We start from the raw sequence: 26,095 nt of genomic DNA, 5'->3' as shown, positions 1-26,095 counted from the left end.
CCGTTGTCGTCGAGCGGCATCGCAGGCCGATCAGCACGCGGCGTCAGCGGACCGCATCCTCGAGCACCGCGTGCGCGGCGTTGTGGCCGCCGATGCCGCTCACAGCACCGCCGCGCACGGCACCCGACCCGCAGAGCAGGATGCGTTCATGCCGCGTCGCGACACCCCACCGCCGAGCCGGGGTGTCGCGCGGGTGGTCGTCATCGAGGAACGGCCACGAGAGCTCGCCATGGAAGATGTTGCCGCCTGGCATGTTCAGCGCGGCTTCGATGTCGCGAGTGGTCTTGGTCTCGATGCAGGGGCGCCCATTCTCATCGCGCAGGATGAGGTCTTCGATGGGCTCGGCGAGAACGGAATTCAGTGAGGCGAGCACGGCTCGCTGCAGTCGTTCGCGCTGCTGCTCGTTGTTCTCGGGGGTGATCAGGCGGTCGGGAACGTGCAGGCCGAAGACCGTGAGCGTCTGCGCGCCGCTCGCGGCGAGTTCGGCGCCGAGGATCGACGGATCGGTGAGCGAGTGGCAGTAGATCTCGCAGGGCAGAGGCAGCGGAATCTCGCCGGCTTCGGCCTGCCCGTGGGCTGCCTCGAGTTGGGTGTACGTCTCGTTGATGTGGAACGTGCCTCCGAAGGCGGCCTCCGGTGCAACGCTGCTGTCGCGGAGCTTCGGGAGCCGCTTCAGCAGCAGATTGACCTTTACCTGCGCTCCCTCCGGCTGGATCCCCGCGGCACCATCCGTGCCGAGAAGTCGTTCCAGCACGGCGGGCGCGACGTTGGCGAGCACATGCCCTCCGGTCACCGAGCGCTGCATGCCGTCGACGGCATACGTCACCGTTCCATCGGGATCGATCGCGGTGACGTCCGCCCCGGTCAGGATCTTCGCGCCCGCCTCCACCGCTGCTCGCGCGAGTTCGGCGGTCACCGCCCCCATGCCGCCGATCGGCACATCCCAATCGCCCGTGCCTCCGCCGATGACGTGGTAGAGGAAACAGGTGTTCTGCTGCAGGCTCACGTCGTGCGCGCCCGCGAACGTGCCGATGAGCGCATCCGTCAACGCGACGCCCCGCACCACGTCGTTCTCGAGCCGGTCCTCGATGAACGCGCCGAGGGGGCGCTCGAACAACGCCGCCCACAGCTCGTCGTCATTGAGCAGTGCCCGAGCCTGGCTGCGCGTGGGGAGCGGACCCGTCATCGTGGGCCAGAGCGCCTGGGCGACCCGGGTGGTGTCGTCGTAGAAGCGGTCGAAGGCTGCGGCATCGGCCGCGGCGCTGATGCGCGCGAACGACGCTCTCGTGGCATCAGCATCCGCGCGGTCGACCAGCAGACCGGCGCCCTCGGCGGAACCCGGCACCGGCGTGTACGACGAATAGCGGCGGCGAGCGAGCCGGATGTCGAGCCCCAGATCGTCGATGATCGCCTGCGGCAGCAGGCTCACGAGATAGGAGTACCGGGAGAGTCGGGCGTCGACGCCCTCGAAAGCGACGGCGCTGACCGCGGCACCGCCTGTGATGGCGAGCCGTTCGAGCACGAGCACCGTGAGCCCGGCGCGGGCGAGGTAGGCCGCCGCGGTGAGGCCGTTGTGGCCGCCTCCGACGATGACGACATCGTGATGGGGAGTCGGCTCGGGCGACGATGCATCTGACACGCACCCACTCTTCCAGACACGCACTTCTCCGCGAGCTGCACTTGGGATGAGACGACGAGAAGAAGAACGAAAGAAAGTACTTGCATCTATGGCAAGTAGGTCCTACGCTCGCCCCATGACCGATCACCTTTCATCACCCAGCGACGTCGACGGTTCCCGGCCCAGCGCCGAGGAAGCGAGCGCTCAGCTCGCCCGGGCGGCATCGGCGCAGCGCGCCGTCGCCGCGGAGAGTTCCGCACCCGCGGCAGCGTGGCTGTCGGGCTTGGGTGTCGCATCCGCTCTCTATGTCGCAAGCCTCGGCTGGATCTGGCCGGCGGCGGGCGAGGCCGGGGTCGTGGGCATCTCGGTGATCTTCGCGCTCAGCCTCGCCGCCCTCGCGCTCACCCAGCTGCGCGGGCTCAGGGCGAAGAGCACGCACTTCTCCCGGCGTTTCGGCGGCGCGATGGCGGCCTGGGCCGTGCTGTTCGCCGCTGCGCTGGTGATCGGCCTGCTCTTCTTCGAAGGCGCACCCGCATTCTTCGTTGCAGCCGCCGTTCTCGTCGCGGTGCCGCCCTTCTGGGCGTCGAACGTGGAACGGAATCGCGATGGCCGCATCCGCTGAGCGCGCCCACGCGCGGCACCGGCTCGATCCCCTCCTGCAGCGGCCCATCCCGTTCTCCATCGTGGCCGTGTTGGCGGCATCCGAAGAGGCCGAGTTCGCGTTCGTGCGCGACACCGTCGAGATCAGCGACCCCACGCTCAGCAAGCAGGCGGCGGCGCTCGAGGATGCCGGGTACATCCGCATCCGCAAGGGGTACGTCGGCAAGTTCCCGCGTACCTGGCTCTCGGTGACGGAGGCCGGGCGCTCGGCCTTTGCCGCCCACGTGGCGGCCCTGCGGGAGATCGTGCAGTAACTTCCGCCGACCTGTCGCGTAACCCACGGTGAAGCCTGCGTCAAGTGCCGGGCGCAGGGCGACGCGCTCGGGAACAATGGGCGGAATGCAGCCATGTGTTCCTTCCCTGCCCCGGCATCCGTCCCGATCGGGCGCTTCCCGTGGCTGACGCTTCGACGACGGCCGCGACGACCGCAAGCACCGGCGAGTCCGACACGCGCCTGCGCCGCTCCATCACCGGCCCGCTCCTCTTCCTCTTCGTGCTCGGCGACGTTCTCGGCGCCGGCATCTACGCGCTCATGGGCGTGCTATCGAAGCAGGTCGGCGGCGCGTTGTGGCTTCCCTTGCTTCTCGCGCTCGTGATGGCGCTGTTCACCGCTTCGTCCTACGCCGAGTTGGTAACGAAGTACCCGAAGGCCGGCGGCTCGTCCGTCTACGCCGACCGCGCGTTCAAGCGCCCCGTCATCTCGTTCCTCGTCGGATTCTGCATGCTCTCCGCCGGAGTCGTGAGCGCAGCCGGCCTGTCGCTCGCCTTCGCGGGCGACTACCTCGCCACCTTTCTCGACGTGCCGGCCGTGCCTGCGGCGCTCGTCTTCCTCGCCGTGGTCGCGGCGCTGAACGCCCGCGGCATCCGCGAGTCCATGGCGAGCAACGTGGTGATGACCATCATCGAGCTCAGCGGCCTGCTGATCGTGATCGTGGCGGGAGCCGTCGTGCTCGGCTCGGGCAGCGGCGAGCCTGCGCGGGTGCTCGAGTTCCGCGACGGGGTATCGCCCTGGGCCGCCGTACTCGGCGCCACCATCATCGCCTTCTACTCCTTCGTGGGATTCGAGACCTCGGCGAACGTGGCGGAGGAGCTCCGCACCCCGCGCAACTATCCCAAGGCGCTCTTCGGCGCGCTGGCCGTGGCAGGAGCCGTCTATGTGCTCGTGGCGCTGGCCAGCTCGATCACGCTCTCGCCGGGCCAGCTCGGAAAGTCGAGCGGTCCGCTGCTCGCCGTCGTGTCGGCATCCGGTATCGGCGTGCCCGAGTGGCTGTTCAGCGTGATCGCGCTGATAGCCGTGGCCAACGGCGCTCTCCTCACCATGATCATGGCGAGCCGCATGACGTACGGCATGGCGGAGCAGGGGCTCCTCCCCCGCGTGTTCGGCCGCGTGCTGCCGAACCGCCGCACGCCGTGGGTGGCCATCGTCGCCACGACGCTCATCGCCATGGCCCTCACGCTGCTCGGCGACCTGTCGATTCTCGCCGAGACGGTCGTGTTCCTGCTGCTGTTCGTGTTCGGCAGCACCAACATCGCCGTGCTCGTGCTGCGTCGCGACAAGGTGGACCACCCGCACTTCCGCGCATGGACGGTGCTTCCTATCCTGGGCGTCGCGTCGTGCGTGCTGCTGCTCACCCAGCAGCAGCCGAAGGTGTGGCTTTTCGGTGCGATCGTGCTCGTCGTCGGCGCGGTGGTCTTCCTCGTGGCGCGCCGGGTGTCGGGTGTACGCGGTTCGGCCGCCGTCCGTGAGACCGCATCGCCGGATGAGGATTCCGCACCGTCCCGCTAGGTTCCGGGCTGCGGATGCGGGGCTCGCCAGGATCGGCGGCCGTCACCGCGTCGCTTCCTCAGACGGATGCTGGCGGCCAGACGTAGGGCAGGTCGGCCGGCACATCCGGCGCCAACTCGGCGTAGAACTCCGGATCCTTCCGCAGAAGGTTCGACCGGTGCGATCGGTGCAGCTGTTCGTCGCCGAGCCACGGCGGTAGGGGGAAGGTGCTGGCGCGGTAGGCGGTCGCATCCTCGGGCACGAGGTCGAGGTCTGCGAGTGTCTTCGCCCGGCAGGTGTCCGCGTGCCCGCGCGACTCCCACTCGTCGCAGATGGCGTCTTGGTAGGCCATGAGGGCCGGCCGATAGCCGCGCCACATGCGCACGACCGGATGGTGCTGCCATCCGTAGCCCGGCAGGGTGAGGGCGCGCATCACCTGCAGCGTCTCAACGCGCTGCTTTCCGAGCCGGCTCGCGTCGAGCGCCGCGGCGCTTCGCGCAAAATCCGCATAGGGAAGAAAGGTCTGCATCAGGCTCTCGCTGCTGTCGCCGATGTGTCGTCGCCGTGCCCGCTACTGCTAGAGGACGCGGAGTGCGGACCCCTTGTGGGCGGCGCGGGCGCCGGTCTTCTCGCTCTCGACGATGAATGTCGGCTCATCCTCGCTGGCGGTGAAGTGCTGTCCCTCGAAGGTGAAATCCGAGGTGCGCCGCTCCACGACCTGACCGCGCGTGCGGCCTTGCGACGTGTTCCAGCTCACCCGGTCGTTCACGGCTACCATTCGCGTCTCCTCGGTCGGTGACTCATCCGGTCTGCTCAGCAGGCTACGTTCTGCGATGCGGACGCCCAAGGCCTTGACCGCGGGCGGGGCGCGTGCACGTCGCCCCGGGGTTCTTCAAGCAGGACGGCTGCATCGAGGAGGCGGGCTGCTTCGAGCAGGAGGACTCGCCTGGCTCCGAGAGTGGCTCCCCTAGGATGAGCAAATGCCCCTGTTCGATCACCTCGGCATCACCGTCGACGACCTGCCCCGGTCCATCGCGCAGTTCGACCCGGTTCTGCAGGCCCTCGGATTCAGCCGGCACGACGCCGACGGATCGGTCGCGTGGGAGTCGCCCGATGAGGCCGAACTCATCCTCTTCCCCGCCCGCGAGAGGGGAACTGGACCGCATCGGCACGGCGAGGTCGGATGGCAGCACCTCGCCTTCGCCGTCGATTCGCGCGCCGAGGTCGATCGCCTGCACGCGATCGCCATGGATGCAGGCTGGACTGCCGTGCGCGAACCCAAGGTGTACACCCGGTTCTCGGACCGCTATTACGCCTCGTTCGTGGAGGACGACAACGGCATCCGCTTCGAGTTCATGTACAACCCGCCCCGCGAGGCACCTGCAGCAGAGTAGGCGACGGGCCGGCCCGGTCGACGTCGGTGCTGTCAGGATGCCGCACGCACGAGCGGACCACCCACCCACGCCTCCACCTCACGTGGCGAGCGCAGGCGAACGATCGGCAGGTCGGGATGCGCCGACTCGAGCGCCGGAATCTGCTCGGCGAACTTCGCCCTCGTCGTGAACGACCAGCGCACGATGTGCTCGGGGTCGGTGAAGATCGTATGCAGCGGCGGCTCGATGTTGCCGTTCCACAGTCTTTCCCGTCGCAGGCGTCGTCGCAGGGTGCGCCTCACCACGCGCGGCAGTGTGACCGTCGCGAACGGCGGATCGAGCCATACGACAAGGTCGGCCCGCTCGGCCAGAAGCGGCTTCACGGCGTTGTACTGCCACTCCGTCGTCCATGATTCGCCGGCGACCAGCGACCGTACGTCGTCGAGGAACTCCTCCCGGGGAACCCAGCCGGGACCGTGGAACAGGGCGTCGATCTCGACGTGGGGCGCGTCGACGAGCGCAGCAATCCGCTTGGCCAGGCTGGTCTTGCCCGATCCCGAAACCCCGGCGACCAGCACCCGGCGGGGCCGGCCCGGCAGGGGATCGTCGAAGCGCAACACGTCATCATCGTAGGCACTGCTCGCGGGCCGCGGTCGCGCGCGGGCTGCCGCCCACAGGTCGGCTGCGACATCCCTTCCCGTTCACTCCTGCTCGGGAAGCACCGGCGTCGACGGACAGCCGCGGCGATGACGCGGCCGCGATCCGGGTGCATCATCCGGCCGTCGAGTGCGCCTTCGTCTGGACAGAATTGGCGTCGCGGCTCAAGTAACACTCGGCGTACTCGTGCGCATCGTTGATGATGAGCGCCACCCTCTCGGGAGCCGCCTGCAGCGTACCGTTGACCACACCGAGTGTCGGGATGACGCCGCGGCGCACCGGCAGCCGCCAGGCCGCGACATACCCGGCCTCGTGGACGCCGGACGAGTGGAAAGCTGGATCGCCCAGGCACACGTGGCCGAACGACCGGTTGCTTCTTGTGAACAGCTCCTCGTCGGGCAGGTCGTGATACACCGGCACCGTGTCGTGATGCCCGGTCTGCACGAGCGGCGTGATCGACGAGATCGCGTCGTACCAGGCCTCGCCCGCGACCAAGTGCCCCGGCACGGCCTCTCGAAGCTCCCGCGCCAAGCTGCGCAGCCCCTCCGTGCTGTCGCCATTGGGGTCGTTGGAGTACATCGCCGTGATGTCGAGGAACGTGGCGTCGAAGCCGAACCTCTCCTGTAGTCGTGCGATCTGTGCGACGAGATGACGCCGCCACGGCTCATACGCGAGATTTATCAGCGCACCGCCGCCGTAGTCGTAGTGCCGCGAACCGTCCCAGTCAACAGAGCCGGCATCACTGAGGCCGCTCGCTCTCCGCAGGATGCCCGGCTCTGCCCACCGCTCGAAACCTGGCACGTCTCGGGAGGCGATGTTCGCGCCGAACATCGGCATCACGTGCACGCCAAGTTCGTGAGCGCCGTCGACGAGTCGCTGGAAACCAGCATCACCCCCCATCGTCGGCTCAGCCCGGTACGAACCGTAGTTGCGGTAGTACCGTCCTTCCCACCCCGGTAAGTAGGCCAGCACACGACGGCCATCGATCTCACGTGCGATCGTGCGCAGCGCCTCAAGCATCGCCTCATAGTCGAGGAAGGTCTTGCCCGTGAAGTGCTGCCCGTGCAGGGTGGCAACCAAGCTCACCTCCCGCATCCAGTCGGGCACATCGTCCCGGGTCTCCCAGGGATCCGCGGGATGGGAGGAATGCACGTGTGAACGATGCTCGACGGCGCTTTGGAGCTTCGCATCTGCGCCGCGCAGCACGACCCAGGCGGGCGCGGCGAAGTCGGGCGCAGGACGAGAGGCGTCAGCCTCGATGATGAGCTCAATGTCGACGAGTGTCACATCGTCGAAATGGGGGATGACCGCGAACGTCTGCGGGTGCATATGCTCCGCCAGCGAGCGAATGGCGAGCGTCTGTTCAGGGTCGGATCCGACATGAGCGAGACTCGGGCTGGCCAGGTCGAACCAGCCGTTCGGATAGCGGATGATCCGGCCGCCGTCCGGTACGTCGAGTCGACCCTCCCTGACTCCCTCCACGACGCCCCTGGGAACGTCGTGGAGGGTGATGGCAAGTGAGCGAATACCGTCCGCGTGGAAGCCCGATATCTGAATCCGGCTTCCTCCTTTCGTGGGCGACACGACGACATCAACGCTCCCCGCGGCCGCCTGTTCGCCGCCGGCCCATCGCAGCGCGGGCGAGGCGATCCGAACGGAGCCGTCGCCATCCGTGGTCTCGGTCGTGAAGTCGGGGTCCATCCCGTACACGTTGTCGAAGGTGTGCAGTCGGGCGCTGATGACCCCGACTGGGGTGGCGAATCGGGGATGCGGCCAGCGGAAGCTGAGGTCCATCATTCGGTGGGTCTCCTGTAGGTCAGTGGTAGTGGATCACTCGGTCAGTTGCCGAGTCGCTCATCCCATGCGGATTGCGTGGACTTGATCGCATCCGCGCCCTGCCCATCGAAGACCCAGGAACGGATCGTCTGGAGGAACGGTCCCGTGGCGTCGATGAAGAGGGAGTTGTACTTGGCCGTGTTGGGCACCTGAGCCGTCGCGATCAGCTCGTTCGCCGTTTGACGGCGGGAATCCGAAGCTGTGACGGCATTGTCGACGAGGTCGGAGCGCACGACGAGGGATCCCGCCTTCGCGACGATGTCGGTCTGCTGCGGCTCCTCCATGCTCCATTCGATGAAGTCCCACGCCGTCTTCGGGCTCTTGGCCTTCACCGATACTCCGGCAACGTCGCCACCGAGGAACGCACCCGTTCCCCCGTCATCGCCCGGGATAGGTGTGACACCGAAGTCCGGGCCACCATCGGATCCGTAGAGGCCGATTCCAAAGGAACCCAGGGCGAGCATACCGATCTTGCCGGACTGGAAGCTCGTCACCCACGTGGCTCCGGTATCGTCCTTCGCCGACGCTGGGATCAGCTTCTCGTCCCACATCGTCTTGAAGAGATCGAACGTCTTCGCAACCGCGGGGTCATCGAGGGTCGCCTCCGTGCCGGCTGTGTTCATGACATCGCCGCCGTTCGCCCAGATGAAGGGAAGAGTGGCGTAGGCATTGCAGCCAGCGCAGTTGCCCGCGAAGTAGAAGCCGTACGTGTCATCACCCAACGCCGTGATCTTGCGGGCCGCGTCGAGAACGTCAGCCGACGTCTTGGGAGGCGAGGCCGGGTCGAGCCCGGCCTTCTCGAAGAGCGTCGGGTTGTAGTAGAGCAATGAGACGTCGAGCTGGTGGGGAACGCCATAGATCTTGCCGCCATCGCTCGCGATGTCGATAGCTCCCGGGGCTAGCTGGTCGGCATAATCGAGAGCCTTCACTTTGGAGGTGACGTCGGCCAGCAGACCCTCCGTGACGAGCGCCTGGGCGTTCGCGATATCGACCACCGCGATATCGGGGGCATCTCCGGAGCGCACGCCCTGCACGTACTTCTGGACGTATTGAGCATCCGGGATGGCGACCATGGTGATCTTGCGCTTCGGGTTCTCTTTATTCCAGGCGGCCACGAGCGACTTGTCGAGGGGAGCGTCAGCTGCTCGCACCCAAAGGGTCGCGGGCCCATCGCCGCCCGATGAGGCGGCTCCTGAGTTCGATGTACACGCGGTGGCTGTCAGGGCCATGCCTGCAGCGACGGCGATGGACGTGATCCGCAGCGCTGTGCGGGTGGTTCCTCTCATGGGTGTTGCCTTTCTCTCGTGCTCGTCATCGAGCGTGGTGAGGATCTCAATGGATGGTTTCGCTCAGCCCTTGACGGCACCGGCCGTGAGGCCTGCCACGTAGTAGCGCTGAAGAATGAGGAAGACGATGACGCACGGCACTGCGGAGATGATCGCGCCAGCTTCGAGCACTCCCCAGTTGAGCGTTCCGAACGCCCCGGACTGCAGGCTGGCCAGCGCCACGGGAAGAGTGAACGACTCCTGTCTCGTGGTGAAGATGAGGGCAGCCAGGAACTCGTTCCACGCGTTGAAGAACGCATAGATCGCAACCGTCGCGATGCCAGGAACGACCATCGGCGCCATGATGCGCGTGAGCGTGGTGATGACCGAGGCGCCGTCCATGATGGCGGCCTCCTCGATGCCGAGCGGTATGGACTGGAAAGCCGCTCGCATCGTGAACACGCCGAATGGCAACACGAAGCTGGTGTAGACGAGCACGAGTCCGAGGATCGAGTTCGTCAGACCGACGGAGTCCAGGATGGTGTACATAGCCGGGATGATCGACTGGAACGGGATCATCAACGTCGACAGCAACACGATGAACAGAACCCCGGCGCCGCGAAACCGGAACCGCGCGAAGCCGTAGCCCGCCAGCACGCTCAGCAGGGTCGCGAGCAGAACAGTGCCTGCCGATGCCATCACGCTGTTGCCCGCATAAGCCCACATGCCGGCATCCGTCAGCAGCGCGAAATTCTCAATGCTCGGATGCTGCGGAACGTAGGTCGGCGGAACCTGCGCGAATTCCGCTGAGGTCTTGAACGACGAGACCACCAGCCAGAGCAGCGGCGAGGCGAACAGCAGCGCAATGATCGAAGCGCTGGTGTAGAAGGCCGCTGAGGTGAAGAACCCGCGCTGCCCTGGGTGGCGTCTGTACGCGGGCGCCTGCCGGATGGGCATGCGCGGCTCGTCGTCGGTTGCCGGACGGATCAGCGTGGCGCTCATCGATCCTCCCCTCTCCGTAGGACTCGGAATTGCACGACGGTGAGCAGCAGGAGTATCACCATGAGGATCACCGACAACGCTGCCGCGTAGCCCAGATCGAAGTCGATGAACCCTGCTCGGTAGATCAGATACACGATGGTCACGGTCGAGCTGTCGGGGCCGCCCTGGGTGAGGATGAAAAACTGGTCGAAGGCCAGGTAGCTGCTGATCACCGTGAGAATGAGGACGAGCGCGATGGTCGGTTTCAGCAGCGGGAGAGTGATCGACGACGTGCGCCGCCACCACCCGGCTCCGTCGAGCTGCGCTGCTTCGTACAAGTCCTCGCTGATGGCATTCATGCCGGACATGAGAAGGAGCATGGTCAGTCCGACCGTCTTCCACACCACGAGGATGATCACCACGGTGAACGCGGTTGCGAAGTTGCCGAACCAGGAGATCGACTCATCGATGACGCCGAGGTCGCCAAGAGCGGCGTTCACGACGCCGATGCGCCCGTCAAGGATCCAGAGCGTGATATAGCTGGCCGTCGCAAATCCAATGACCACCGGCAGCACATAGATGGTGCGGAAGAAGGCGACACCCCGCCGCCGCGCAGAAACGAGGAGGGCGAGCCCGAAGCCGGCCACGAACAGCACCACCGTGACGACGACGGTGTACAAGGTCGTGAAGGCTATGGCTCGCCACATGCCGGCGTCTCCTATGGCCCGCGCGTAGTTGTCCAGCCCGATGAATGTGAGGTCGCCCAAGAGCGAGTACTTGAAAAAGGAGATGACCACCGTCCAGAGTGTCGGTGCCACGAACAACACGACAACCAAGGCGAGGGCGGGTGCCACGAACAGCAGCCCCGCGCGCTGACGGCGTCGAAGCGGATTCACTCCCCTACCGCTGCGGCGCTTACGACGGGCCAGTGCTGGCACGAAAGGCGTCATTGCCATGATGTCCTTCTCGGTTTTCTCTCGCTTACGAAATCGTTTCCGCGATCGGGATAAAGTAATCACGAAATCGATATCGTGTCAACTGCCGATCTGGCTATGCTCGACATGACGAACCGGAGAGGCAGCGATGACGACCGAGCAGGGCACCGCTCACCGGCGCGTGACACTCAAAGACGTCGCGGCGCGCGCCGGAGTGGCAACCTCGACGGTATCCAAGGTCATGAACGGTCGCCACGATGTGGGTCCCGAAGTGCGCCAGCGAGTCTTGGACACGGTACAGGAACTGGGTTTCCATCCCAATTCCGTGGCTCGCGGACTTCGGATGCAACGCAGTGACACCATCGCGATCATCACTGACGATCTCGAAGGGATCTTCACGAATGCGATGATGCGGGGCGTTGAGGATGCGGCGTCGGATGCAGGCGTCGGAGTGCTCTTGTGCAACAGTTACGGCGATGCGCAGCGAGAGAGCCTGCAACTGCAACGGCTGCTCGACAAGCAGGTCGACGCGCTCATCTTCATGTCCGGCAACCGTGTTGGCGAGCGGCCTGAACCTGCGCTCCCGCCCTCATCGCAGGTTCCGTACGTCTATCTCTACGAGTACGGTCTGTCAGATGTACCGTCGGTGCTGCCTGATGACGCCGGCGGCGCCGCCGCCGCAGCGCGCCACCTCGTCGACTCCGGCGCGGGTCGCATCGCCTTTCTCAATGGCCCGCTCGGCTGGGAGGCCACGGAGGACAGGTACGCCGGTTTCACGACCGAGCTCACCCGCCTCGGGCGAGAGCTCGATCCCGACCTCTACGCTCGAACGGGGTCGTGGAACCCTGAGGACGGCTACTCCATGATGAAGAGCTTCCTCGGCCGGCGGCCCGACATCGACGCCGTCTTCTGTGGCAGCGACGATCTCGCCACCGGCGTGATGGCGGCAGTGTATGACGCCGGCAGATCCATCCCCAGTGACGTACAGGTCGTGGGCTTTGACGACAGGTCACTGGCCATTCATCAACGACCGCCGCTCACGACAGTCGCCCTGCCCCTCGCCGAGATGGGGCGCATCGCAGGCAAGGCCGCGCTCGACCTGGTGCTCGGAGAGGACCCCGGGTTCTCTCGGCTTCGCGTGCCTTGCACCCTCGTTGCCCGAGGCACCACGCACTCCTGATATCGGCTCGGCGGCAAGCGACCTGTTCGTGTCAATCTCGCGCCGATGGCGCCTCGGGCTACCCCTTCCCGCTCACTCCTGCTCGGGAAGTACCGGTGTCGACCAGCCGGGATCGTGCCCGAGATGAACGGCCCGGGCGACGGATGCCGCGCCGAAGCGATCACGGACGGCGTCGAGCACCGTGTCGAGCCGGGCTCCCTCGGACCAGTCGATCGGAAGCTCCGGCTGGAGTTCATCGACACGGCCCAGCTGGGACAGCGAGAGGCCGATGAGGGTGATCCCCCGCTCGGCGATCTCGGGCTGAGCGGCGGCGAGCAGCCCCCGAGCGACCATGAGCAGCACCGCGGTGCGGTCCGTCGCCGAGCCGACCGTCTGTGATCGAGTCGCCCTGGCGAAGTCGCCGAAGCGCAGCCGCAGCACGACGGTGCGGCAGACCCGATCGCCGTCGCGGAGTCGCCGGGCGAGGCGATCCACGATCTGGGTGAGCATCACGTCGAGCTCTTCCATGGTGCGCGGCCGAGAACCGAGGGCTCGTTGAGAGCCGACGGATCCGCGTCGTCGCGTGGTGTCGACCGGTCGCGGGTCCCGCAGTCGGGCCAGCGCATGCACATGCGCGCCGGTCGCCTTGCCCAGCAGTTGCTGGGCGGTCGCGGCCTCGAGTTCGGCCAGCTGACCCACCGTGCGGATGCCGAGGCGATGAAGCTTCTCGGCCGTCACGGCGCCGACGCCCCACATCCGTTCGACCGGCAGCGGCAGGAGAAACTCCTGCTCGCGCTCCGGCTCCACCAGGAGCAACCCATCGGGCTTGCTGACGCCGCTGGCGACCTTCGCGAGGAACTTGGTGCGGGCGATCCCGACCGAGATCGCCAATCCGACCTCCGCGCGCACCCGCTCCCGCAATCGCACGGCCACCGCCTCGGGCGAGCCGGCGATGCGACGGAGGCCGCCGACCTCGAGGAACGCCTCGTCGATCGAGAGTCCCTCGACGAGCGGTGTCGTGTCGCGGAAGATCGCGAACACATCGCGGCTGGCCGCGGAGTAGGCATCCATTCGGGGCGGCACGATGACCGCATCGGGGCAGAGCTCCCGTGCCTGCCGGCCGCCCATCGCCGTGCGCACGCCGCGCGCCTTCGCCTCGTAGCTCGCCGCGAGCACGACCCCGCCGCCGACGATGACCGGGCGGCCGCGCAACTGCGGCGCATCCCGCTGCTCGACGGATGCGTAGAACGCGTCAAGGTCGGCGTGCAGCACGGTCGCCTCGCCCCGCATCCTGCCTCCCGCCGTTCGCACTTTCGTGCCAGATCGTCGCATCCACCACCGACACGAATCCATGGGCGGCCACGCTGACGATCGCTACCCTGTAGTCATGCGCCCGCTCCGGTACTCGATCAACATCACTCTCGATGGATGCGTCGACCATCGAGTGGGCATCGTCGATGAGGAGCTGCATCGCTATTCGGCCGAAATCCTCGCCCGGGCTGACGCCCTCATCTTCGGCCGAGTGACCTACGGCATGATGGAGTCCGCGTGGCGGCTGCCCCTGAGCGACGAGATGCCCGAGTGGACGCATCCATTCGCCGAGACCATCGACGCCGCGAAGAAGTACGTGGTCTCGAGCACACTCGACAGCGTCGACTGGAATGCGGAACTCATCCGCGGCGATCTGGGCGAAGCGGTCGCCCGACTGAAGCAGGAGCCGGGCCGCGGACTCTACGTGGGCGGCGTGACGCTCCCCCTCGCGCTGGCCGATCTCGGCCTCATCGACGAGTACGAGTTCATCGTGCATCCGCGCATCGTGGGCCATGGCCCGACACTCTTCGCGGGGCTCCCGGATGTCGTCGACCTGCGCCTGGTGGAGCGGCGGGAGTTCAGTTCCGGCGCGATCGCCCTGCGCTACGAGCCGAAGCGCTAGCGAAGCCACCACCCACGCTTTGCGAGCGCCCGGCGCCTACGCCGTGCGAATCCTGACCTCACGCTCCATGCGCTTCTCGTGGCGCTGCCTGCCCTTGATCGCCTCGACCTCGCGCGACTTCGGCGGCGCGTTCGTCACCAGGTCGTCGAGCATCCGTCGGGCTGCTGCGGCGATCTCGTCGATCGCGCGCTCGAACGGCTCGGCATTCGCGCGCGATGGTCGCGTCGACCCGCTGATCTTGCGCACGAACTGCAGGGCGGCCTCGCGCACCTCGTCGTCAGTGGTGGGCGGCTCGAAATTGTGAAGGCAGCGGATGTTGCGGCACATGCCTCGACGATACGCGGATCACCGCGGAACGGCATCCGTGCGCCGAAAACGGTCGATCAGTGTCGAAGCGCGTCAGCGCGTCAGTTCCTCCTGCTCGAACAAGCGTCGACGACCCGGGAGACGACGCCGTTCCTCAGGGCGGATGCCCAAGCATCCGCCCCCCTTGGAACCTGCGGCACTCGACCTAGAAGTCCCAGTCCTCGTCCTCGGTCGACACGGCCTTGCCGATCACGTACGAGGAGCCGGAGCCCGAGAAGAAGTCGTGGTTCTCGTCGGCGTTCGGCGAGAGGGCCGAGAGGATGGCGGGGTTCACATCCGTCACCGTCTTCGGGAACATCGGCTCGTAGCCCAGGTTCATGAGGGCCTTGTTGGCGTTGTAGTGCAGGAACTTCTTCACGTCTTCGGTGAGGCCGACGCCGTCGTAGAGGTCTTGCGTGTACTGCACCTCGTTGTCGTAGAGCTCGTACATGAGGCTGAAGGTGTAGTCCTTGATGTCGTCGCGCTCGGCCTGGCTGACGAGCTCGAGTCCCTTCTGGAACTTGTAGCCGATGTAGTAGCCGTGAACGGCCTCGTCACGGATGATGAGGCGCACAAGGTCGGCCGTGTTGGTGAGCTTCGCGCGGCTCGACCAGTACATCGGCAGGTAGAAGCCCGAGTAGAACAGGAACGACTCGAGCAGCGTGGATGCGACCTTGCGCTTCAGGGGCGAGTCGCCCTGGTAGTACTCCATGACGATGGAGGCCTTCTTCTGCAGGTTCGGGTTCTCCACGCTCCAGCGGAACGCCTCGTCGATCTCCTTGGTGGAGCACAGCGTCGAGAAGATCGAGGAATAGCTCTTCGCGTGCACCGACTCCATGAACGCGATGTTCGTGTAGACGGCCTCCTCGTGCGGGGTGATCGCATCGGGGATCAGCGAGACGGCGCCGACCGTGCCCTGGATCGTGTCGAGCAGGGTGAGGCCGGTGAACACGCGCATCGTCAGCGTCTGCTCCTCGGGGGTGAGCGTGTTCCACGACTGGATGTCGTTCGACAGCGGCACCTTCTCGGGCAGCCAGAAGTTGTTCACGAGGCGGTTCCAGACCTCGAGGTCCTTGTCATCCTGGATCTTGTTCCAGTTGATGGCCTGCACCTGGGAGACGAGCTTCAGCTTGTCGGGGGTCATTCTGCTTCTCTTTCTTGGGCGGCGTCTTCGACGCAGTGGATGCACGTCTCCTTCAAGACGCCCTTGTTCGTGTGATGCCTACAGCGCGCAGCTGACGCACATTTCCAGCTCGGTGCCCTCGAGAGCCATCTGCCGCAGACGGATGTAGTAGATCGTCTTGATGCCCTTCTTCCATGCGTAGATCTGCGCACGGTTGATGTCGCGGGTCGTGGCCGAGTCCTTGAAGAACAGCGTGAGGGAGAGACCCTGATCGACGTGCTGGGTGGCAGCGGCGTAGGTGTCGATGACCTTCTCGTAGCCGATCTCGTAGGCGTCCTGGTAGTAGTCCAGGTTGTCGTTCGTCATGAACGCCGCCGGGTAGTAGACGCGGCCGAGCTTGCCTTCCTTGCGGATCTCGATCTTCGAGGCGATCGGGTGGATCGAGGCCGTCGAGTTGTTGATGTACGAGATGGAGCCGGTCGGGGGCACCGCCTGCAGGTTCTGGTTGTAGATGCCGTACTGCTGAACGGATGCCTTCAGCGCGAGCCAGTCCTCCTGGGTCGGGATGTGCACGCCGGCGTTGTCGAACAGCTCCTGCACGCGCGCTGTCGAGGGCAGCCACGCGGCATCCGTGTACTTGTCGAAGAACTCGCCCGACGCGTACTTGCTGTCCGCGAATCCCTCGAAGGCCTGCTGACGCTCGATGGCGATGCGGTTCGAGGCCCGCAGCGCGTGGAAGAGCACCGTGTAGAAGTAGATATTCGTGAAGTCGATGCCTTCTTCGCTGCCGTAGAAGATGCGCTCGCGAGCGAGGTATCCGTGCAGGTTCATCTGGCCGAGGCCGATGGCGTGCGACTTGTCGTTGCCGTCTTCGATCGAGCGCACCGAGCTGATGTGGCTCATGTTCGACACCGCGGTCAGGCCGCGGATGGCCGTCTCGACGGTCTTGCCGAAGTCGGGCGAGTCCATGGTCAGGGCGATGTTCAGCGAACCGAGGTTGCAGCTGATGTCTTTGCCGATCTCCTTGTACGAGAGGTCCTCGTTGTAGGTGGTCGGCGTGTTCACCTGCAGGATCTCGCTGCAGAGGTTCGACATGTTGATGCGGCCCTTGATGGGGTTCGCCTTGTTCACCGTGTCTTCGAACACGATGTACGGGTAGCCGCTCTCGAACTGGATCTCGGCGATCGTCTGGAAGAACTCGCGCGCGTTGATCTTGGTCTTCTTGATGCGCGGGTCATCCACCATCTCGCGGTACTTCTCGGTGATCGAGATGTCGCCGAACGGCTGGCCGTACACACGCTCGACGTCGTACGGCGAGAACAGGTACATGTCCTCGCCCTTCTTGGCGAGCTCGAACGTGATGTCGGGAACCACGACGCCGAGGCTCAGCGTCTTGATGCGGATCTTCTCGTCGGCGTTCTCGCGCTTGGTGTCGAGGAAACGCAGGATGTCGGGGTGGTGCGCGTTGAGGTACACCGCGCCGGCACCCTGGCGGGCACCGAGCTGGTTGGCGTAGCTGAAGCTGTCTTCGAGCAGCTTCATCACGGGGATGATGCCGCTGGACTGGTTCTCGATCTGCTTGATCGGGGCGCCGGCCTCACGGATGTTGCTGAGCGAGAGCGCGACGCCACCGCCGCGCTTGGAGAGCTGCAGGGCGGAGTTGATGCCGCGGGCGATCGACTCCATGTTGTCTTCGATGCGCAGCAGGAAGCAGGAGACGAGCTCACCGCGCTGGGCCTTGCCCGTGTTGAGGAAGGTGGGCGTCGCCGGCTGGAAGCGGCCGCCGATGATCTCCTCCACGAGGTTCACGGCGAGGGTCTCATCGCCCTGCGCGAGACCGAGGGCGGTCATGACCACGCGGTCCTCGAAGCGCTCGAGGTAGCGCTTGCCGTCGAAGGTCTTCAGCGTGTAGCTCGTGTAGTACTTGAACGCGCCCAGGAAGGTCTCGAAGCGGAACTTCTTCGAGTAGGCCAGGTCGTTGAGCTTGGTGATGAACTCGAACGAGTACTGGTCGAGCACCGCCTTCTCGTAGTACTCCTTCTCGACGAGGTAGTCGAGCCGCTCCTTGAGGGAGTGGAAGAAGACCGTGTTCTGGTTGACGTGCTGCAGGAAGTACTCGCGCGCGGCCTCGCGATCCTTCTCGAACTGGATCTGCCCATCCGGCCCGTAGAGGTTGAGCATCGCGTTGAGCGAGTGGTAGTCCATCGCCTGACGCGGTGCGTCGATCACGGCTACGCCGCTGCTGAGTTCTGTGCTGACCAAAATGCGTCCAATCCCTCGTTGACGGTGCGTACATCGTCAGGTGTTCCGAATACTTCGAAGCGATACAGGTGCGGCACAGAGCATTTGGCCGCGATGATGTCACCGGCGAGGCAGTAGCCCTCGCCGAAGTTGGTGTTTCCGGCGCCGATGACGCCGCGGATCAGTGACCGGTTGTTCTCGTCGTTGAGGAACCGGATGACCTGCTTGGGCACCGCTCCGTTGCCGTCTCCCCCGCCGTAGGTGGGGAGTACGAGCACGTACGGCTCGGTCGCCTGCAGCGGCGCATCCTTTGGAAGGAGCGGAATGCGGGCCGCCGGGCGACCGAGCTTCTCGATGAAGCGGTGGGTGTTTCCCGAGATGCTCGAGAAGTAGATCAGATTGACCACGAGCACCTCCTGTGTTCTTCGGCCTGGTTCCGTGATGCTGTGCCTGAAGAACGGATGCGTCTCAGGCCAGTCGGGCGGCCAGTTCTTCGATCTTGTCAGGACGGAATCCCGACCAGTGACCCTCGTCGGTGATCACGACGGGAGCCTGCAGGTAGCCGAGCTCCTTGACCGCGGCCAGGGCGCTCTCATCGGCCGAGACATCGAGCGTCTCGTACGTGATTCCCTTGCTGTCGAGGGCGCGGTAGGTCGCCGTGCACTGCACGCACGAAGGCTTGGTGTAGACGGTGACCGTCATTGATAGACCCCTTCTTCTTGGCGGTTTTTCAGGCCGCGGCATCCCCTGACTGGCTGTTCTTCAATACTACATCTAGTGCTCCGCGAAAGGAACGCCCACTACATGCAGTAGTTACATTTGTGTAGTTATCCACGTGTTATCCACCGGTTTTCAACAGCTGAAGCGGATGACATCGGCGTAATTCCGCCTTCCGCCGCTGAGTTATTCACAGCCCCCATTTCGGGATTTCCACGTCTGTGCAGTTCTGACCGGCGTGTCGCGGATGTCGGTTGCGCCGGCATCCGCACCCCTATATGTGGTGCTGTGGTGATCACGATGCCACTACCCGCCGACACTGCTGGCGCGCCCGTATGGGCCGCTCGGGGCCGGCCGGGCGCCACCTACCGTTGCGCCAGTTCGGCGGCGCTTGCGCCAGTTCTTCTGGCGCAACGGCCGGCGAAGTGGCGCAACGCGAGCGGAGGCGCTCATCGGAATCCGGGGCGCGGATGTCGGTGGACCTGCGTAGCGTGAGGGTATCGGCAGCGGCGCCGGCAGCATCCGTCGCCCGCCGGGAGTATTCGAGCCAGCGAGAGGAACACGCCATGGACTGGAAGATCGAGCTCATCTTCGTCCCCGTCAGCGACATCGACCGGGCGAAGGAGTTCTACGTGAACAAGGTCGGCTTCCACGACGACTGGGATGTGCGCGTGGACGAAACGACGCGGTTCGTACAGCTGACCCCGCCCGGATCCGCGTGTTCCATAGCGTTCGGTGAGGGGCTCGGCATCCGTATGAAGCCGGGCGAGCAGAACAGCATTCAGGTCGTCGTTGCCGACGCGGATGCCGCGCGGGCGCACCTCATCGAGAACGGGGTCGATGCTAGCGAGGTGAACGACCTCGACTGGGGCCGTTTCGTGAGCTTCGCCGATCCCGATGGCAACACCTGGACCCTGCAGCAGCTGCCGAAGCGCGACTGACTCGGCTCCTCCGCCCGCCAGCCCCCTGGCACCGGGCACCCGGCACCCGGCACCCGGCGGAGGATCCGTACCTCGGCGGATGCTGCACCCTCCGCCCGCGCACCAACACTCCGCCCAACCGCGGACCCCATGGCACCCGGCGGAGGATCGGTACCACGGCGGATGCAGCACCCTCCGCCCGCGCACCAACACTCCGCCCGGTACGCAGCGCATGCAAGCCGGCGGAGGATCGGTACCTCGGCGGATGCTGCACCCTCCGCCCACGCACCTACACTCCGCCCGGTGCCGCAGCGCGTAGCGTCATGCGCTCGCTCGGTACGCCCCGCCACCGCGCACCTCCGGCATGCCTCGCTCGAGAAGAAAGCGGCGGAAGCCCGCGAGGGGCAACACCATGTCCCACGTCCAGCGGTCGACGCTGTCGACTGAGGTCTGGCCGCGGAGCGCGTCTTCACGGAGCTTCTCCTGCCAGACGATCTCCCCCGGGTCGTCGCCCTCTTTCACGATGGCTCCGCGCGTGTACTTGAGTTTGCCGTCGAACTCCTGCACCCTGCGGATGCCCTCCAGGTAGAAATCCACATCGGCGAAACCCCCGAGGATGTTCGGGAATCTCACCTGCAGATCGGGGATGACGAATCGTGCCTGACGCATTCGAACACGACTCAACGACTCCCCGGGGCTGCCGGCACGGGAGTCCGCGAAGGCGATCACCGATTCGGCGCGCGACCGGTGGAACGGCGGCGCTACGTGGTCGAGCATCTCGAGCAGCACCTCGGTCGTCAGCGGAGGCAACACGGCCGGAGCGCCGGCGGAGTGCCGGGCCTTGGCTTCGTTTCGGTACCGTTCCTGGTCGCGCCGAAGCGCGGCATCGATCGCGGCGACTGCCCTCTCCGGCGATTCGGTGATGGCCACATCGACGAGGGCTCGTTCGAGTGAGACCACTCGCACGCCGTCGATGATGACCGTCTCGGCCGGTGGGCCGCCCCGGTGGGAGGTGATGTGAGCAGCCTTGCTACCGCCCGAGGCGCCCGCGTCGAAGGTATGCACGGTCGTCGGCCAGGCACCGATCGTGGGCAGCCGATGCATCGCGACGGCGGAGAGGTGTGACACCGTCAGTGCGCGCGGCGAGCTCGCGTCGGTTGCTCGCGCCATGAAGCGGTGCCGCTCGTCGCGCCCGGCCGCCGCCCACGCGGCACCGGACACGTACCAGCCCCGTCGAACCCGCACGATCTCGCCCAGACCGATCAGACGATCGACTCCGCGTGGTCCCACTCCGCATTGCCGCAGCAGATCCGTGCTGATCAGGCCGCCGTCGACCGACGACAGGAACTCGAGATCGACGGACATCTCTTCATGTTGTCTGTCCGGATGCAGCTGAACGGGCGCTCGCGTGCGTCTGGGGAACGATCGGAGCGGTATGGCGGGGTGTGCAGGACGGGTGGAGAGAGCTGTAAGGAGGAGGTGACGCCGAGAGAGGAGGTCGGAAGGATCCTCCGCCCAGCGGCTCCGGCGGAGTGTCGGTGACTCGGCGGATGCAGGAGCGCCCGCCCCTGCATCGATACTCCGCCGAATCGCTGGGACGGGCGCGGCGGATGCGGCGGCCGGCGCGGGCGGCGGCGCGGGCGGCAGGCGGCGGCAGGCGGCGGCAGGCGGCGGGCGGCGGCAGGCGGCGGGCGGCGCGCAGGCGGCGGCTACGCCGCCGGGGGCGGCGCGGCGCTGCCGCGCCGCACCAGGGTGGGCACCCGGGCACGGTGGTCGGGGGCCTGCTCGTCGCGCAGCACGTCGAGCACCGTGGACATGATGTCGCGGCCCAGGCCGTCGAAGTCCTGCCGCATGGTGGTGAGCGGCGGCGCGAAGAACTCCGCCTCGGGGATGTCGTCGAAGCCCACAACGCTCACGTCGCCGGGCACACGCAGCCCGGCCGCGTTCAGGGCTGCGATGAGCCCGAGGGCCATCTGGTCGTTGGCGGCGAACACGGCGGTGAAGCCGCCCTCGGCGGCGAGCGCGGCTCCGAGACGGAACCCGCTCGCCGGCTGCCAGTCCCCCACGACGGGCTCCCGGGCGACGAGTCCGTGGTCGGCGAGCGCGTCGCGCCATCCGCGCAGCCGCTCCGCGGCCTCGGTCGAGCTCGCCGGCCCGCCGAGGTGGCGGATCTCGCGGTGGCCGAGGGCGATGAGGTGCTCGACCGCCGCGCGCGCCCCCGCGTACTGGTCGAGCGCCACACGGTGTCCACGGCCGTCGGGAATGGCCGCGACGGCGATCAGCGGCACGCCGAGCTCGAGCGACTGCAGCGCCTCGATCGCCTGGCGCTCGGGCGAGATGAGCACGAGCGCCTCCACGTTCTGGCGCAGCAGCATGTCGGCCGCGGAGCGCAGTGTGGTCGCATCCGTCTGCAGCATGCTCGCCATGCTCACCGCGTAGCGCGCCTCGCGTGCGGCCTCATTGAAGTTGAGCGCGGCGCTCGATGGTCCGTAGTCGGGATGCCCTGCCATGATGAGGCCGATGGTGCGCGAGCGCCTCGTCACGAGGGCACGGGCGGCGGGCGAGGGAACGTAGCGCAGCTGACGGATGGCCTGCTCGACGCGCTGCCGCGTCGCCGGGCGCACGTTCGGCAGGTCGTTGAGCACCCGCGAGACGGTCTGGTGCGAGACTCCGGCCAGCCGTGCGACATCGAAGATGTTCGCGACGCGCGCTTTGTCGTCGTCCCTGCTCACCGGTTTCGTCGGCTCCCATCCGGCGCTCGTCACGCGTGGCGCTGTCCGCTCATTATCGTGCCAATCCCTCCCGGCCCCTGACGCCTAGCGGCGCCGCGCGGTGAGCACTTTCTGAAGGATGATGAACACGAGCAGGAGCGCGCCGATGAAGATGCGGGTCCACCACGACGAGAGCGTGCCCTCGAACGTGATGATCGTCTGGATGACGCCGAGCACGAGGACGCCGAGCACGGAGCCCAACACGAAGCCGTAGCCGCCGGAGAGCAGCGTTCCACCGATCACGACGGCCGCGATGGCGTCGAGCTCGGTTCCGACGCCCGTCAGCGAGTACCCCGAGAGCGTATAGAAGGAGTAGAGCACTCCCGCCAGGCCCGAGCAGAAGCCGCTGATGACGTAGACCAGCACCTTCGTGCGCGCCACGGGCAGGCCCATGAGCGTGCCCGACTGCTCGCTGCCTCCGATCGCATAGACGGTGCGGCCCAGCCGGGAGTAGTGCAGCGCGATGAACGCGACGATCACCACGAGAATCGCGATCACGACGCTCGGCGACATCGCGACCCGTCCTCCGAGGGGGATCTGGGTCTGAGCCAGTGCGGTGAACACCGGATCGTTGATGGCGATCGCATCCTTGCTGATCACGTAGCAGAGCCCTCGCGCCAGGAACATCGCCGCAAGTGTGGCGATGAAGGGCTGCACCTTGAAGACGTGGATCATGAGGCCGACGAGCAGGCCGAGGAAGGAGGTGAGCACGAGGATGAGCGGGATGACGACGCCGGGTTCCCAGCCCTCGCGCAGCAGAGTCGCCGCGATGATGCCCGAGAGCGCGAGCACGGCGCCCACCGAGAGGTCGATGCCGCCGGTCAGGATGACGAACGTCATGCCGACGGCGAGCACGATGAGATACGCGTTGTCGACGAACAGGTTCACGATCACCTGGGGCGAGACGAACCCGCGGTAGCGGGAACCGCCGATCACGAACACGAGAAGAAGCAGCAACGCCGTCACGAGCACCGGCCCGTACTTGGGGCTGCGGAAGGTCTCGCGCACGGCGTGCACCGATTGCGCGAGCATTCCGCCGGCGGAACGCGGCACCGGGCCCGGCGCGGATGCGGGGGTCGAGCTCATGAGGTGACCGTTTCCTTTCCGGCGCGCACGGCGAGGCGTCGTCGCCACGAGCCGAAGGCGGCGTTCGTCGTCGGGGATTGGAGAAGGCAGACGGCGGTCACGACGGCCGCCTTGAAGACCATCGTCGCGATGGGCGGGATGCCGACGGTGTAGACCGTCGTGACGAGCGTCTGGATCACCAGCGCGCCGACCAGCGTGCCGGTGAGCGAGTAGCGGCCGCCGGCGAGCGAGGTGCCGCCGATCACGACCGCGAGGATCGCATCCAGTTCGATGAAGAGCCCGGTGCTGTTCGCATCCGCCGCCGTCTGGTTCGAGGTGAGGATGAGGCCCGCAACGCCCGCCGAGACGGCGCAGAACGTGTACACCGTGAACAGCAGTCCGCGCGCCCGAACGCCCGCCTGCCGACTGGCCTCTGGATTGATGCCCACCGACTCGATGAGCATGCCGAGGGCGGTGCGCCGCGTGATGATGGCCGCGAAGGCGAACAGCACGGCCGCGATCACGGTCGCGATCGGCAGGCCGAGCACGAACCCCGATCCGAGCTCTTTGAAGGGCGGAGAGTTCACCGTGATGATCTGGCCCTCGGTGATGAGCATGGCGATGCCGCGCCCGGCCGTCATGAGGATGAGCGTGGCGATGATGGGCTGGATGCCGAGCACCGCCACGAGGAAGCCGTTCCAGACCCCGAGCACGAGGCAGACGGCGAGCGCCACCACGACGGCCAGGATGACGACGCCCACGTTGCCGGGCTCCGGCGATCCGAGGATGATCGCCGAGGCGATGGCCCCCGCGATCGCGCACACGGCACCCACCGAGAGGTCGATGCCGCGGGTGGCGATCACGAGCGTCATGCCGACGGCGATGATGAGGGTCGGCGATCCGTTGCGGACGATGTCGATGAGGCTGCCGAACAGGTGGCCGTTGGTGATCGTGATGGCGAAGAAGCCGGGGAATGCGATGAGGTTGATCACGAACAGCACGATCAGCAGCACGACCGGCCAGAACAGCCTGCTGGCGGCGAAGCGGGCGAGGGCGCTCATGCGACGTCTCCTTCGATGGTCGAGCCCTCGGCGATGAGGGCGAGCAGCGAGTCGACGGTGAGGTCGTCGTTCTCGAGGTCGGCGACCATGCGGCGGTCGCGCATCACGGCGATGCGGTGACTCAGCCGCAGCACCTCCTCGAGCTCGGCCGAGATGAAGACGACCGAGAGACCGTTCTCGGCCAGGTTCACCACGAGCTTCTGGATCTCGGCCTTGGCCCCCACGTCGATGCCGCGGGTCGGCTCATCGAGCACGAGCAGCCGGGGGGCGACGGCCAGCCAGCGGGCGAGCAGCACCTTCTGCTGGTTGCCGCCCGAGAGGTTGCGCACGAGCGCATCGGGGTTGGCCGGGCGGATGTTGAACGCCTGGATGTAGCTCTGGGCCAGCTCATCCTGCCGCTTCTTCGGAATGGGCCGAGCCCAGCCGCGGTCGGCCTGCAAGGCGAGCACGATGTTGTCGCGCACCGTCAACTCGTCGACGACGCCCTCCGCTCGGCGGTTCTCCGACGAGTAGGCCACGCGCCGCGAGAGCGCCTGCCGCGGGGTCCGAAAGCGCTGCCGGTGTCCCGCCACGCGCAGTTCGCCGGCGTCCGGCCGGTCGATGCCGGTCAGGATGCGGGCGAGCTCGGTGCGCCCCGAGCCGAGCAGGCCGGCGAGCCCGACGACCTCGCCCTCGTAGACCTTGAGGTCGATCGGCTCGATGGCGCCCTTGCGGCCGAGGCCGATCGCCTCGATGAACGGCTCCTCGTCGGTGGCACCCGTCGTCGCTTCCCGCGCCTTGGTCTCCAGGGCGTCGAGGGCGACGAGCTCCTTGCCGATCATCTTCTGCACGAGTTCGATGCGCAGGATCTCATCCGTCAGGTACTCCCCCACGAGCGCGCCGTTGCGCAGCACGGTCAGGCGATCGCTGATCTCGTAGACCTGGTCGAGGAAGTGCGATACGAACAGGATCGCGACCCCCTCCTCTTTCAGGGAGCGGATCACCCGGAAGAGCTCCGCGACCTCGTCGGCATCAAGGCTCGAGGTCGGTTCGTCGAGGATGAGCACCTTCGCGTCGATGTTGATGGCCCGTCCGATGGCGACGAGCTGCTGCACGGCGAGCGAATGCGAGCCGAGCAGGGAGCCGGGCTCGATGTCGAGGTTCAGGCCGGCGAGCACCTTGGCCGCCTGACGGCGGGTGGCCCGCCAGTCGATGGCGCCGAAGCGCCGCGGCTCGCGCCCGAGCATGATGTTCTCGGCCACCGTGAGGTTCGTCAGCAGGTTCACCTCTTGGTAGACCGTGCTGATTCCGGCATCCTGCGCCTGCGCCGGGCTCGTGAAGGCGACCTGCTCGCCTGCCACGGAGATGGTGCCGGAGTCCAGGCTGTAGACACCGGTGAGCGCCTTGATCAGCGTCGACTTGCCGGCGCCGTTCTCGCCCATGAGCGAGTGCACCTCGCCGGGGAACATGCGGAAGTTCACGTCTTCGAGCGCCTTGACGCCGGGGAACGAGATGGAGATGTCGCTCATCTGGACGACGGGTACGGACTCGGGCATTCTCGGCTCTCTTCGGTGAGGCGGGCGCAGGTCGTGGGAGAGGGACGGGTGCTCCCCGTTCCCTGAAGTGTGACGGGTGCGCGGCGCGGTCGCCGTGCACCCGCCCCGGGTGTCGCCGCGGCCCACCCCCGTGGG

At 66.5% G+C, this 26,095-nt stretch carries 26 protein-coding genes; 7 read left to right on the top strand and 19 right to left on the bottom strand.

Annotation, left to right across the window (positions count from 1 at the left end; all coding sequences use genetic code 11):
* Positions 1-43: 43 nt before the first annotated feature.
* Entirely contained in the window at positions 44-1,639 is a 1,596-nt protein-coding gene (locus tag WDJ51_RS12850; RefSeq protein WP_337852845.1) for a phytoene desaturase family protein, read from the bottom strand.
* Positions 1,640-1,754: 115 nt separating this feature from the next.
* On the opposite strand from WDJ51_RS12850, the gene WDJ51_RS12845 reads away from it, so the two are divergent.
* The 3 genes from WDJ51_RS12845 (at position 1,755) to WDJ51_RS12835 (ending at position 4,064) form a co-directional block, all read left to right on the top strand.
* Entirely contained in the window at positions 1,755-2,240 is a 486-nt protein-coding gene (locus tag WDJ51_RS12845) for a hypothetical protein (protein ID WP_337852844.1), read from the top strand.
* On the top strand, positions 2,224-2,532 hold the full coding sequence (locus WDJ51_RS12840) for a winged helix-turn-helix domain-containing protein (protein WP_337852843.1): 309 nt from the start codon (positions 2,224-2,226) through the stop codon (positions 2,530-2,532). The genes WDJ51_RS12845 and WDJ51_RS12840 overlap by 17 nt, the downstream gene beginning before the upstream one ends.
* Before the next feature lie 140 nt (positions 2,533-2,672).
* Complete coding sequence (locus WDJ51_RS12835) at positions 2,673-4,064, top strand: APC family permease (RefSeq protein ID WP_337852842.1); 1,392 nt, start codon at positions 2,673-2,675, stop codon at positions 4,062-4,064.
* A 58-nt stretch (positions 4,065-4,122) separates the two neighbouring features.
* Here WDJ51_RS12835 and WDJ51_RS12830 read toward each other — a convergent pair whose 3' ends face one another.
* Together WDJ51_RS12830 and WDJ51_RS12825 are read right to left on the bottom strand one after the other, a co-directional pair.
* Positions 4,123-4,572 (bottom strand): MSMEG_6728 family protein, encoded by a 450-nt coding sequence (locus WDJ51_RS12830; protein ID WP_337852841.1) that lies wholly within the window; start codon positions 4,570-4,572, stop codon positions 4,123-4,125.
* Positions 4,573-4,620: 48 nt separating this feature from the next.
* Entirely contained in the window at positions 4,621-4,821 is a 201-nt protein-coding gene (locus tag WDJ51_RS12825) for a DUF2945 domain-containing protein (protein ID WP_337852840.1), read from the bottom strand.
* Between the two features lie 202 nt (positions 4,822-5,023).
* On the opposite strand from WDJ51_RS12825, the gene WDJ51_RS12820 reads away from it, so the two are divergent.
* Positions 5,024-5,437, top strand: coding sequence for a VOC family protein (locus WDJ51_RS12820; RefSeq protein ID WP_337852839.1), 414 nt, complete (start codon positions 5,024-5,026; stop codon positions 5,435-5,437).
* 32 nt (positions 5,438-5,469) lie between these two features.
* Here WDJ51_RS12820 and WDJ51_RS12815 read toward each other — a convergent pair whose 3' ends face one another.
* From WDJ51_RS12815 to WDJ51_RS12795, 5 genes are all read right to left on the bottom strand, one after another.
* Positions 5,470-6,036 (bottom strand): AAA family ATPase, encoded by a 567-nt coding sequence (locus WDJ51_RS12815; protein ID WP_337852838.1) that lies wholly within the window; start codon positions 6,034-6,036, stop codon positions 5,470-5,472.
* A gap of 151 nt (positions 6,037-6,187) precedes the next feature.
* Positions 6,188-7,870, bottom strand: coding sequence for a hypothetical protein (locus WDJ51_RS12810; protein WP_337852837.1), 1,683 nt, complete (start codon positions 7,868-7,870; stop codon positions 6,188-6,190).
* A 41-nt stretch (positions 7,871-7,911) separates the two neighbouring features.
* Positions 7,912-9,060 carry an ABC transporter substrate-binding protein gene (locus WDJ51_RS12805; protein ID WP_337852836.1) on the bottom strand — a complete coding sequence of 383 codons (1,149 nt, stop codon included), beginning with the start codon at positions 9,058-9,060 and terminating at the stop codon, positions 7,912-7,914.
* Positions 9,061-9,258: 198 nt separating this feature from the next.
* Positions 9,259-10,176, bottom strand: coding sequence for a carbohydrate ABC transporter permease (locus tag WDJ51_RS12800; RefSeq protein ID WP_337852835.1), 918 nt, complete (start codon positions 10,174-10,176; stop codon positions 9,259-9,261).
* Complete coding sequence (locus WDJ51_RS12795) at positions 10,173-11,111, bottom strand: carbohydrate ABC transporter permease (protein WP_337852834.1); 939 nt, start codon at positions 11,109-11,111, stop codon at positions 10,173-10,175. Before WDJ51_RS12795 ends, WDJ51_RS12800 begins: the two co-directional genes overlap by 4 nt.
* 127 nt (positions 11,112-11,238) lie before the next feature.
* On the opposite strand from WDJ51_RS12795, the gene WDJ51_RS12790 reads away from it, so the two are divergent.
* Positions 11,239-12,270: a LacI family DNA-binding transcriptional regulator gene (locus WDJ51_RS12790; RefSeq protein ID WP_337852833.1), complete on the top strand. Its 1,032-nt coding sequence runs from the start codon at positions 11,239-11,241 to the stop codon at positions 12,268-12,270.
* Positions 12,271-12,342: 72 nt separating this feature from the next.
* Here the strand turns inward: WDJ51_RS12790 and dinB are convergent, their stop codons facing one another.
* Entirely contained in the window at positions 12,343-13,539 is a 1,197-nt protein-coding gene (dinB, locus tag WDJ51_RS12785) for a DNA polymerase IV (protein ID WP_337852897.1), read from the bottom strand.
* Positions 13,540-13,636: 97 nt separating this feature from the next.
* On the opposite strand from dinB, the gene WDJ51_RS12780 reads away from it, so the two are divergent.
* The gene (locus WDJ51_RS12780; RefSeq protein ID WP_337852832.1) at positions 13,637-14,182 is read left to right on the top strand and encodes a dihydrofolate reductase family protein; all 546 of its coding nucleotides are present in this window, start codon (positions 13,637-13,639) and stop codon (positions 14,180-14,182) included.
* Between the two features lie 36 nt (positions 14,183-14,218).
* On the opposite strand, the gene WDJ51_RS12775 is transcribed toward WDJ51_RS12780, so the two are convergent.
* The 5 genes from WDJ51_RS12775 to nrdH all read right to left on the bottom strand — a co-directional run bounded on the left by WDJ51_RS12775 (position 14,219) and on the right by nrdH (position 18,593).
* Positions 14,219-14,509, bottom strand: a complete 291-nt coding sequence (locus WDJ51_RS12775; RefSeq protein ID WP_337852831.1) for a DUF2277 domain-containing protein — start codon at positions 14,507-14,509, stop codon at positions 14,219-14,221.
* A 184-nt stretch (positions 14,510-14,693) separates the two neighbouring features.
* Positions 14,694-15,671: a class 1b ribonucleoside-diphosphate reductase subunit beta gene (gene nrdF, locus WDJ51_RS12770; protein ID WP_337852830.1), complete on the bottom strand. Its 978-nt coding sequence runs from the start codon at positions 15,669-15,671 to the stop codon at positions 14,694-14,696.
* A 78-nt stretch (positions 15,672-15,749) separates the two neighbouring features.
* Complete coding sequence (gene nrdE / locus WDJ51_RS12765; RefSeq protein ID WP_337852896.1) at positions 15,750-17,855, bottom strand: class 1b ribonucleoside-diphosphate reductase subunit alpha; 2,106 nt, start codon at positions 17,853-17,855, stop codon at positions 15,750-15,752.
* A gap of 26 nt (positions 17,856-17,881) precedes the next feature.
* Positions 17,882-18,298: a class Ib ribonucleoside-diphosphate reductase assembly flavoprotein NrdI gene (gene nrdI, locus WDJ51_RS12760; RefSeq protein WP_337852829.1), complete on the bottom strand. Its 417-nt coding sequence runs from the start codon at positions 18,296-18,298 to the stop codon at positions 17,882-17,884.
* 61 nt (positions 18,299-18,359) lie between these two features.
* Positions 18,360-18,593 carry a glutaredoxin-like protein NrdH gene (gene nrdH / locus WDJ51_RS12755; RefSeq protein WP_337852828.1) on the bottom strand — a complete coding sequence of 78 codons (234 nt, stop codon included), beginning with the start codon at positions 18,591-18,593 and terminating at the stop codon, positions 18,360-18,362.
* 581 nt (positions 18,594-19,174) lie between these two features.
* Between nrdH and WDJ51_RS12750 the strand changes: the two genes are divergently transcribed.
* The gene (locus WDJ51_RS12750; protein ID WP_337852827.1) at positions 19,175-19,549 is read left to right on the top strand and encodes a VOC family protein; all 375 of its coding nucleotides are present in this window, start codon (positions 19,175-19,177) and stop codon (positions 19,547-19,549) included.
* Between the two features lie 300 nt (positions 19,550-19,849).
* Here WDJ51_RS12750 and WDJ51_RS12745 read toward each other — a convergent pair whose 3' ends face one another.
* From WDJ51_RS12745 to WDJ51_RS12725, 5 genes are all read right to left on the bottom strand, one after another.
* Positions 19,850-20,893, bottom strand: coding sequence for a hypothetical protein (locus WDJ51_RS12745; protein WP_337852826.1), 1,044 nt, complete (start codon positions 20,891-20,893; stop codon positions 19,850-19,852).
* A 344-nt stretch (positions 20,894-21,237) separates the two neighbouring features.
* The gene (locus WDJ51_RS12740; protein ID WP_337852825.1) at positions 21,238-22,260 is read right to left on the bottom strand and encodes a LacI family DNA-binding transcriptional regulator; all 1,023 of its coding nucleotides are present in this window, start codon (positions 22,258-22,260) and stop codon (positions 21,238-21,240) included.
* An 84-nt stretch (positions 22,261-22,344) separates the two neighbouring features.
* Entirely contained in the window at positions 22,345-23,385 is a 1,041-nt protein-coding gene (gene yjfF / locus WDJ51_RS12735) for a galactofuranose ABC transporter, permease protein YjfF (protein WP_337852824.1), read from the bottom strand.
* Positions 23,382-24,425, bottom strand: a complete 1,044-nt coding sequence (locus tag WDJ51_RS12730) for an ABC transporter permease (protein WP_337852823.1) — start codon at positions 24,423-24,425, stop codon at positions 23,382-23,384. Before WDJ51_RS12730 ends, yjfF begins: the two co-directional genes overlap by 4 nt.
* Entirely contained in the window at positions 24,422-25,960 is a 1,539-nt protein-coding gene (locus WDJ51_RS12725; protein ID WP_337852822.1) for a sugar ABC transporter ATP-binding protein, read from the bottom strand. The genes WDJ51_RS12730 and WDJ51_RS12725 overlap by 4 nt, the downstream gene beginning before the upstream one ends.
* Between the last annotated feature and the right edge of the window lie 135 nt (positions 25,961-26,095).

The organism is Rathayibacter sp. YIM 133350 (assembly GCF_037404875.1).
Classification (GTDB): domain Bacteria; phylum Actinomycetota; class Actinomycetes; order Actinomycetales; family Microbacteriaceae; genus Orlajensenia.
The sequence above is the reverse complement of the archived record's forward strand: the minus strand, read 5'-3'. Positions and strand labels throughout refer to the sequence as shown.